At 71.8% G+C, this 5,100-nt stretch carries 7 protein-coding genes and 1 pseudogene; 2 read left to right on the top strand and 6 right to left on the bottom strand.

Annotation, left to right across the window (positions count from 1 at the left end):
• A pseudogene (locus B8460_RS21470) lies at window positions 1-339 on the top strand (hypothetical protein); the annotation flags it as partial.
• Window positions 340-343: 4 nt separating this feature from the next.
• On the opposite strand, the gene pqqE reads toward B8460_RS21470, so the two are convergent.
• The 5 genes from pqqE to pqqA all read right to left on the bottom strand — a co-directional run bounded on the left by pqqE (window position 344) and on the right by pqqA (window position 3,606).
• Window positions 344-1,486 carry a pyrroloquinoline quinone biosynthesis protein PqqE gene (gene pqqE / locus B8460_RS00035; RefSeq protein ID WP_048859522.1) on the bottom strand — a complete coding sequence of 381 codons (1,143 nt, stop codon included), beginning with the start codon at window positions 1,484-1,486 and terminating at the stop codon, window positions 344-346.
• Window positions 1,483-1,764, bottom strand: a complete 282-nt coding sequence (gene pqqD / locus B8460_RS00030; RefSeq protein WP_048859521.1) for a pyrroloquinoline quinone biosynthesis peptide chaperone PqqD — start codon at window positions 1,762-1,764, stop codon at window positions 1,483-1,485. The genes pqqE and pqqD overlap by 4 nt, the downstream gene beginning before the upstream one ends.
• Complete coding sequence (gene pqqC / locus B8460_RS00025; protein ID WP_048859520.1) at window positions 1,757-2,527, bottom strand: pyrroloquinoline-quinone synthase PqqC; 771 nt, start codon at window positions 2,525-2,527, stop codon at window positions 1,757-1,759. Before pqqC ends, pqqD begins: the two co-directional genes overlap by 8 nt.
• On the bottom strand, window positions 2,524-3,447 hold the full coding sequence (gene pqqB / locus B8460_RS00020; protein ID WP_048859519.1) for a pyrroloquinoline quinone biosynthesis protein PqqB: 924 nt from the start codon (window positions 3,445-3,447) through the stop codon (window positions 2,524-2,526). The genes pqqC and pqqB overlap by 4 nt, the downstream gene beginning before the upstream one ends.
• An 81-nt stretch (window positions 3,448-3,528) precedes the next feature.
• Window positions 3,529-3,606, bottom strand: coding sequence for a pyrroloquinoline quinone precursor peptide PqqA (gene pqqA / locus B8460_RS23710; protein WP_084623017.1), 78 nt, complete (start codon window positions 3,604-3,606; stop codon window positions 3,529-3,531).
• A gap of 321 nt (window positions 3,607-3,927) precedes the next feature.
• Between pqqA and B8460_RS00010 the strand changes: the two genes are divergently transcribed.
• Window positions 3,928-4,743, top strand: coding sequence for a quinoprotein dehydrogenase-associated SoxYZ-like carrier (locus B8460_RS00010; RefSeq protein ID WP_048859518.1), 816 nt, complete (start codon window positions 3,928-3,930; stop codon window positions 4,741-4,743).
• Here B8460_RS00010 and B8460_RS21465 read toward each other — a convergent pair.
• Window positions 4,719-5,100: hypothetical protein (locus B8460_RS21465; protein ID WP_048859517.1), on the bottom strand; the 382-nt coding region annotated here is incomplete at its 5' end. The genes B8460_RS00010 and B8460_RS21465 overlap by 25 nt on opposite strands.

Raw genomic sequence — 5,100 nt, 5'->3', positions numbered from 1 at the left:
GACCTGCTGTTCAGGACGCATATCCCGGTGGTGGACGGCAGCGCCGCCGGCTGGCTCGCGCTGCTGCCGCGCCTCGCCGCGCTGCCGGCGCAGCAGGTGATCGCGGGACACGGCGTCGGCGCGGACGGGCCGATCCTGCCCTTCCCGTCCGCCTTCGACGACGAGCGGCGGTATCTTACGGTGCTGCTCGACGACGCGCGGCGGGCGGTGGCGGCGGGGGCGACGCTGGAGGCCGCGGTGCCGCGCATCGCGCAGAGCGAGCGGGACCGCTGGGCGCTGTTCGACGCCTATAACCCGCGCAACGCGACCGAGGCCTTCAGCGCGGCGGAGTGGGAGTAGCGGCTCAGCCGGCGGCCGGTTCGCGCCGGCCGCGATAGGCGTAGCGGATCTCGGCGGTCTGCGCGTCCGCTTCCGCCAGCGCCAGCAGGTGGTCGTGCAGTGGCGACAGCGCGCAGGCGGGATCGGTCGCCGTCGCGTCGCCCGCGATCGCCAGCGCCTGGCAGCGGCAGCCGCCGAAATCGACGTCGCGCCGGGCGCAGGACCGGCAGGGCTCGGCCATCCAGTCGGTGCCGCGGAAGGCGTTGAACGACGGGGCATGGAGCCAGATGTCGCGCACCGAATGGTCGCGCACGTTCCAGAACTCCAGCCCCGGGATCGTCTCCGCCGCGTGGCACGGCAGCGCCCGGCCGGACGGCGTGATATTGAGCGACCGGCTGGCCCAGCCGCCCATGCAGGGCTTCGGATAGCGGGCGTAGTAGTCCGGCACCACCGCGTCGATGACGAGGCGGCCGTCATAGGATTCGCGCAGCCGCGCGAGGGTTGCGGTCGCCACCTCGACCTGCGCGCGGGTCGGCATCAGGGCGGCGCGGTTGCGCAGCGCCCAGCCGTAGTATTGCGCGTGCGCGACCTCCACCCGGCCGGCGCCGAGGGCGGCGGCCATGTCCACCATCGCCTCCAGCCGTTCGATGTTGGCGCGGTGGATGACGGCGTTGACGGTCAGGGCGAGGCCCGCGTCGCGCACCGCGGCGGCGGCGGCGAGCTTGCGCGCGTGCGCGCCGTCATAGCCGGCGATGACGTCGGCGGAGCCCGCCACGGTGTCCTGCAGCGAGATCTGCACGTGATCGAGCCCGGCGTCGCGCAGGGCGGCGACGCGCGCGGCATCGAGGCCGATCGCCGACGTGATGAGGTTGGTATAGAGGCCGGCGTCGTGCGCGGCGGCCACCAGGGCGAGGATGTCGCGGCGCGACAGCGGCTCGCCGCCCGACAGATGCGTCTGCAGCACGCCAAGCTCGGCCGCCTCGTTGAAGACGCGCGTCCAGGCGGCGGTGTCGAGCTCGCCCGCCCGATCCTCCAGCGCCAGCGGGTTGGAGCAGTACGGGCAGGCGAGCGGGCAGCGATGCGTCAGCTCCGCGAGCAGGCCGAGCGGGGCGCGGATGACCGGCGCCGCCACCGGCTGCGGGGCGGCGAGCGTGTCGCCCGCGCTCATGCGATCACCACCAGCCGCTTGCCCATCAGGTCGGCGAGCATCTCGCGCACGTCCGTCTCGATCACCGCCGGGTCGGCGGCGAAGTCGCGCGCCAGTTCGGCGACGATGTCGGCGAAGCGGCGGACACCGTCGCAGCGCGACAGCACGGCCTGCACCGGTCCCTCGGTCTCCAGCACCCGCTCGGGCGCGAGCAGCACCCAGGCGTCCCGGGCGCGGTCGAAATGCAGCCGCACGCCGGGGGCGAGTCGCGGGCGCGACTCGGCGGTGATGTCAGTCATTGCGGGGCAGCGCCGGGAATTGCCCGGGGCGGAAGGCGCGCGGCGGGATGTGCCCCTCCTCGCCATAGGCGTGTTCGAGGGCGTCGAGCATGGTCCACAGCACGTCGCACTTGAAGTGCAGCGCCTCCATCACCGCGTGCTGCTGCTCGGCCGTGCGGGCGTGGCGCTTGCAGTAGTCGAGCGCGTAGTCGCTGTCCTGCTTCGCCTGCGGCGGGCGCTTGTCGAAATAGGCGAGCGTCTCCTTGGTGACATAGCTGTAGTTCGCCAGCATGCCGGCGACGCGCTCGCCGATGATCTGCGGCGAGAACAGCTCCGTCAGCGAGGAGGCGACGGCTTCCAGCAGAGTGCGCTCGCGCACGAACTGCACATAGGCCTGCGCGGCGTAGCGCGTCGCCGGCAGGGCGTAGCGCTGCGAGATCACCGCCTCGCGGTCGAGGCCGAGGCCGTCGGTCAGTTTCAGCCAGCGCGCGACGCCGCCATCGGCCTCGCCCGGGCCGGCCTGGCCGGTGCCGTCATGGTCGGCGAGGCGGCGGCGCCATTCGCGGCGCAGCGCGGGATCATCGCAGCGGGCGATCAGGCTCGCGTCCTTGATCGGGATGCAGGCCTGATAGACGTAGCGGTTGAGCGCCCAGGCCTGCACCTCGCCCAGCGTGCATTGTCCGCTGTGCAGGCGCCGGTGGAACGGATGCAGGTTGTGGTAGCGCGTCGCGCCGATGTCGCGCAGCCGCGCTTCCAGCTCGTCCGGCGAAAGCAGAGCGGTCACAGTACGATCTCCATCCCATCATGCCCGACCGCGAAGCCCGCCGCCTCCACCGCGGCGCGCTCCGGCGAGTCGACCCGGTGGACCGGGTTGGTGTTGTTGATGTGGACGTAGATGCGCCGCCCCGGCAGATCGGACAAGCGGGCGAGCGAGCCGTCCGGGCCGCTCATCGCCACGTGGCCCATGCGCGCCCCGGTCTTCGTGCCGACGCCGGCGGCGATCATCTCGTCGTCGGTGAACAGGGTACCGTCGAAGAACAGCAGGTCGGCGCGCGCGAGGCGGGCATGCACGTCGGGGGTGATCTGCGCGCAGGCGGGCGCGAAGATCGCGCGTCGTCCGTGCGCCTCCACCAGCGCCGCATAGGTCGGACCGGCCTGCGCCGTGGCGGCGCCGCGATCCTCCAGATAGAGCGGGATCTTGCCGGGCATCGGCAGCAGGGTCAGGCGCAGCCCGTGGCCGACGTCGAACGCCTCGTCCGGCGTCAGGGCGATTCGCTCCACGACGCCCGGGTCGAGGACGTCGAACACCGGGTTGGCGCCCAGGATGTCGAGCACCGGGCGGGCGCCGAGGATGGTCAGGCGCTGCCGCTCGCGCAGCACGATGAGGCCGGCGATGCCGTCCACGTCCGCGTTGACCACCGCGACGGCGGCGATCGGCGAGACGCGCTGTCCGTGCCGGTCGAGATGGGGATGCAATTGGGGGCAGGCGAGGATCTGCTGGCGCAGGTCGGGCGAGGCGCCGACGATCAGCCAGTGCGCGCCGCCATCGGCGCTGAAGCCCACGCTGGCCTGGGTGCCGGGCCGCACGCTTGGGTCGCCGGACCACGCCAAAGAACACAGCCGGCAAGCGCAGTTCCACTGGGGAAATCCGCCGCCGGCTGCCGAGCCGAGTACGAGGGCGGTTAACCGCCCCCGGTCAGGCATGGCGCCCTCTCATCACGGTCGTGCTGTGAACCCGATTGCGGGCGGGGTTCAGCATAACGACCAGGGGCGCCGTGTGGGTCTTTAGAGAACGCCCGGGAAATACCCGTTGATCTCCATGCCGACGCACACTTCGCGAAGACGGGGACGTGTCCAAGCCATTGGCTGTTCCTCCTCTAAACCGGCTGCAACGGATAATGAGTGCTAACCGTGCCTGCATTTCCGCGTGATCCTGTTACTACCGGGTACCCGCCGCTGTCCAGACGTCCGGGCATCCCGACGCAAATTTAATTTGTGGGCAAATCGTTCGCCCGCTTAATGTTGCGGCGCAGCAAAGGTCGACGGGCGGACATGGCCGCACCCGCCGCGCGGCGGGCGTTGGCAGACCCGGCGCGGGCGACCTACACTCGCCCCAAACACGCGCGGACCGCGCACCACCAAAAGACGCGCGACGCGCGCGTTCGTAGTCGGGAGAGAAACAGCATGGCCGCGTTCCGTCCAGTCCTTGCCGCCGTCGCCTGTGCCGGCGCCCTGCTCGCCGCCGCGCCGCCGGCGCGCGCGCAGACGGCGGCCAACGACGAACGCTGGGACACGCTGCGGCCGGCGATCTTTCCGGGCAAGACGATCGGCGACGGCAGCGCCGTGCTCGCCATCGACGCCCCGGAGCGGGCGCAGGACGCAGCGCTGGTGCCGATCAGCATCCACATCCTGCCGGGCGCCGAGGCGGCGCATGTGCGACGCATCACCGTGGTGGTGGACGCCAACCCCTCGCCGCTCGCCGCCGCCTTCACCCTCGGCCGCGACGCCGGAATCACCGACATCGCGACGCGCATCCGGGTCGACGACTACACCTATGTCCACGCGGTGGCGGAGATGGACGACGGCACGCTGCTGGCCGCGCGGCGCTTCGTGAAGGCGGCGGGCGGCTGCTCCGCCCCGGCGACGTCGGAGGTCAGCGACGGCCGGATGATCGGTCAGATCCGCGTCCGCCCGATGCCGGCCCAGAGCGAGGACGCGCCCGGCCTGCGCGAGGTCAAGGTGCTGGTCAACCACCCGAACTATTCGGGCATGCAGATGAACCAGGTCACGCGGCTATACACGCCGGCCTATTTCATCAACCAGGTGACGGTCAGCCAGGGCGGACGCGAATTGATCGGCGTCGAGAGCGGCATTTCGATCGCGGAGAATCCGGAATACCGGTTCGATTTCCGCGACGACGGCGCGCCGCTGCACGTGCTAGTCCACGACAGCGAGAACAAGACTTACTTCAAGGATTACACGCTGCCGCCGCCGGCCTGATCCGTCGTCGTCGGGCGCGCCGGGGCACGGTCCGCCCAGGCGAGGACCACGCCCAGCAGCAGCCCGGCGTGGAACAGCGCGGCGCCCGCGACGAGGTGGCTGAGCGTCCAGACCACGCCGGGCGCCGATGCCATCAGCACGCCGGCCAGGACGTAGAGCGCGGCGAGGCGCGGCGGCGTCGTGTGGCGCAGGCGCCAGACGACGAGCGCCCCTGCCCCGCCGGCCAAGACCGCCTTCAGCAGCGCCATGCCGCGCAGCAGCCGCACCAGCCCCGGATCGGTCCACCGCAGCGCCGCCGCCGAGGCCGCGTCGCGGCTGAGCACGTAGCCGAGCACGGCCGCCGCCAGCATCGCCGCC

The sequence above is a fragment of the Acidisphaera rubrifaciens HS-AP3 genome, from assembly GCF_000964365.1.
GTDB classification, from domain to species: Bacteria; Pseudomonadota; Alphaproteobacteria; order Acetobacterales; family Acetobacteraceae; genus Acidisphaera; species Acidisphaera rubrifaciens.
Note: the sequence above shows the minus strand (reverse complement) of the source record. Positions and strands in the feature narration are given on the sequence as shown.

What these genes read in the sequence shown, in the direction of transcription:
- pqqD (WP_048859521.1), bottom strand. Translation starts at nt 1,764, where the DNA reads ATGACTGACATCACCGCCGAGTCGCGCCCGCGACTCGCCCCCGGCGTG.
- pqqB (WP_048859519.1), bottom strand. Translation starts at nt 3,447, where the DNA reads ATGCCTGACCGGGGGCGGTTAACCGCCCTCGTACTCGGCTCGGCAGCC.
- pqqA (WP_084623017.1), bottom strand. Translation starts at nt 3,606, where the DNA reads ATGGCTTGGACACGTCCCCGTCTTCGCGAAGTGTGCGTCGGCATGGAG.
- B8460_RS00010 (WP_048859518.1), top strand. Translation starts at nt 3,928, where the DNA reads ATGGCCGCGTTCCGTCCAGTCCTTGCCGCCGTCGCCTGTGCCGGCGCC.
- pqqE (WP_048859522.1), bottom strand. Translation starts at nt 1,486, where the DNA reads ATGAGCGCGGGCGACACGCTCGCCGCCCCGCAGCCGGTGGCGGCGCCG.